Genomic DNA, 3,566 nt, shown 5'->3' with positions numbered 1-3,566 from the left:
TTTCTGTGCAATAGTTTGCAAATTAGCAGCAATTATTAATTGACTCGCCGCCGGTTCTGTAAATGGTAAATCATCATCTTCTACAGCCTGTTTTGCTGGTGCTTTAATTTCTGGAATCAAAGTACTCGCCAACTGAATATCTAAACCTCCCGCATCAGGGAAGGTATTTTTATCAACATTCAAAGGAATCTTCACCTGTTTGTCAGTAACACCAGATTCAACGACTTGTTCTGTAATTTCAATTGGCTTAATTTCCAAAGGTACTTCAAAAGCATCTGCGGCTGTACCATTTAGCTGAGTCGTAAAGCGAACTTTACCAGTTCCCACACTATCCGCCAGCATGGGAAAGCGATAAGCATGAGTTGCAGATTCAGCTTTGGTTTGCAAAGAAGTCGCTGTAGGGTTTTTGTCAGCAAACTTCACATTACCGCTAAGTTCGCCATTAATTGAGAGATTTCCTGTATTCCCAGTGTTGTTAGTTACAGATAAACCAGCGAGGATGCGATCGCCTGGACGGGCAAATTGTGGCAAGATGGCATTAGTTAGGAGTGGCTTAGTGCTGATAAACGTCGCCTCCCCATTCCCGAAACGCAGATTTCCATCAGTGGCGACAGCCATCACCCGCCATGTAGTTAAGTCATCCGGGAGTTTAAAGGTTATCTGTGCATTACCATTTGCATCGGTGAGAACAGAACCGTTGTAGTAAGCTAAGGCTTGAAAATCGGTGCGAGTGCGAGTATTTGCTGCACCAGTTGAGAAACCACCGCCATAACCCCAACCTTTGGGTTTAGCTACATCTTGTGCTTGTAATATGACATCTGGTCGATTATCGCTAAAGCGCGTAGAAATTGGCTGTTCTGCATAAACTGTATCTACCAAATCTGGCGGACGATAACCAGAAAGTTGTAATACCGCCTCGTTTACCACCATGACTGTAAACTGTCCTTTGGTGGGGTTTCCTTGATTATCCTTCAATTCTAGTTCTACCGTTTCTTCTGCACCAGGTTCTAATGATGCTTGCACTGGTTTAACTTGCAGTTTTAAATACTTATCTTCTAAATTAACTTTAAAAGGTGCAAAACCAATCTTCACCAAGTTATCTAAACTTCCCGCTTCCACTTGGTTTATGGGTTTTCCTTGCCTTACTAACACAGCTTCAATGGCTGCATTTGGCAGCATTTCTGGCGTAACTTGAAACTGTATTTGTGGCGCGCCTCCCTGAACTTTTATTATCTGCTGATAAAGGGGTTTATCTTTAATTACAGCAAAGTACAATTCTGCATCTGCATAGGGAGATTGAATTAGGACAGTAGCAGTTTCACCAGGTTTAAACTCTTTTTTATCTAATTTCACTTCTAAGACATCATCTTCCTTAGAACCCCAAAATACAGGATTTCCTCCAGTTGCCCAAATTTGTAAATCTGTGGCGCTTAATTCGCTTTTGGCATCGCTAAAATTAACTCTAATCCGATATGAAGCAGATTCCGGTGCTGTCAAATTTATCGATTGCGGATTACTTGCAGATGTAATTTCTGCTTGTCCGACTGTTTTATATTCAACTTGATTTTTTGGAGTTCGGCTACCTTCTACCAACTGCGTGACGCTGCTGTATTTAATCTGTTGTAATTCCACCCGTACCCGTTGACCTGTGATTGGTTTTCCTGTAGGGTTAGTAACAATCACTTCAACAGGAAAAGGCTTACCAGCATCAGCGATGAAATTACTTTTTAACCCGATGAGGCGATTACTCGGTAAGGCTGTAAAAGTTTTAGAATTTGCTACCGACAGATTAGAAACATCTGCAACTTGAACATCTACTTGGTAAGTCATCGGATATGGTAAATCATTAGCCACATTTACAGTTTGACTACTTTTACCATTAGCATCTAGTTGGGCATTAGTTTGCAATACATCAGTAGATATAGTAGGCATTTCCTCCGGCCATAACCATTGCCTACCAAAAGTAAATCCTTCCCAACCTTTAGGCACAAAATCAGTCTGCTGGCGAGTGATAAAATATTTTGCTTCTCCCCCTTCTACAGGCGCGCCAAACAAATAATTGCTTATAGCATTAATATTAACTTTCTCATCAATGAGAGCAAATTCTTTATCTAAGTTGAGTTCGACTTTGAAATTGGGTGGCTTAAACTCAGCTACCCGAAATTCTCCAGAAATTTCTTGTCCATTTTTACCTTTCGCCTGGATTGTATAGTAGCCTAAGCGCTGAGTAGTTTTGATTGGTAGTTCCAGAGAAAAACTGCCAAATTCATTTGTGGTTTGCGTACCTAAGCTAGTTTTTTGTCCATCGGGATTTACCAAAGTTAATTGGTAAGCAGCATTTTTATCTTGCTGAATTACACCATTTTGTAAATAGTCTGCAAAACCAGTCAACCAAGCCTTTTCGCCTGGTTGATATAACTGTCTATCCGAGAAAATTACCCCGCGTGATTCTGGCTTTTTATCTTGCCAACCTGCATCAATACCGTAGCCATAAACACCGCTATATTCTTCAGTTCTAGCAAATGCCCAATCTTGATTCTCACGGGCAATTACTAATAACTGTGGTGATTTACTAGAGCTTTCATTGCCAGAATAACATTTCTGTAACCCTTCACGAATAATTCTAAAAATTCCATTGTCATCAGTTTTACCTGTTGCACAAGGTACTGGTTCTGGACGAGATTTTGCTTGTAATTTTGATTGATAAATTTCAACAGTAGCTGCTTGAACTGGCGAACCATCTGTAAGATGATTGACGCGAATTAAGCCTGACTCAGGAAACCACTGAGTAAATACGCCCAAATTCGTCAATTCAACTAAGCCATAAGTCGTAGGTTCGCGCCACAGTTCCTTACCATTGTCCTGATATTTATTCGTGCGGGCTTGCACTCCATAAGCTAACATTCCCGTAGTAGAATTTATTTTTTCCCGCAGAGGAACAGCAATATCAACTGATTGATTTTTCTTACCCGATACCTTAAAGTTTTGCCATTCAGAAGGTTGTGGTAATAAATCACTACCATTATTAAAATAAACTAAATCTGTCGGTTTAACTACTCGATAAGCTGCTTTATATTTTGATTCTGGCAGATTTCCCGTACTAATATTTAGCTGTAAATTTTTACTTGTAGGAAAAATATTCAAATCTGATGGTACCCAGATATCTCCAGCTAAATCTCCAGTGTCATATTTAAGTGTGACAGGTTTACCCAAAGTTTGCCCAAACTTATCTTTGAGATTTTCGCCGATAGTAATTGTATAAGTCTTTGCAGGTTCTAGCGCATAAGGATTGATGCCGACAATTTTATCTTCATCATTAACTTGCAGAATTCTCGAAATCTCTTTTGGTGCTGGATTAATAGAAATATTTTCTTTAGCTGAATCTGGCAATAATACATTATTAAATTCTAGCTGCGGACTGCCTTTAACAAATCGTCCAAATGTTCCGCCTGAATCTGGCTGTCCGTAATAGTTAATTTTCTGAAAAGCCAATGGCGAATAAGTTGCTAATTTACTGGCAAATTCTTTCTCTGTAGGTAGATTGCCATAAGCAGGACGTATTCCTG

1 protein-coding gene is annotated in these 3,566 nt (G+C 39.7%); it reads right to left on the bottom strand.

Going from position 1 to position 3,566, the window contains the following annotated elements; translation table 11 throughout:
- The coding region (locus IQ229_RS18330; RefSeq protein WP_194046165.1) for an alpha-2-macroglobulin family protein at window positions 1-3,566 on the bottom strand (3,566 nt) is incomplete at both ends.

The sequence above is a fragment of the Nostoc cf. edaphicum LEGE 07299 genome, assembly GCF_015207245.1.
Classification (GTDB): domain Bacteria; phylum Cyanobacteriota; class Cyanobacteriia; order Cyanobacteriales; family Nostocaceae; genus Nostoc; species Nostoc edaphicum_B.
The sequence above is the reverse complement of the archived record's forward strand: the minus strand, read 5'-3'. Positions and strand labels throughout refer to the sequence as shown.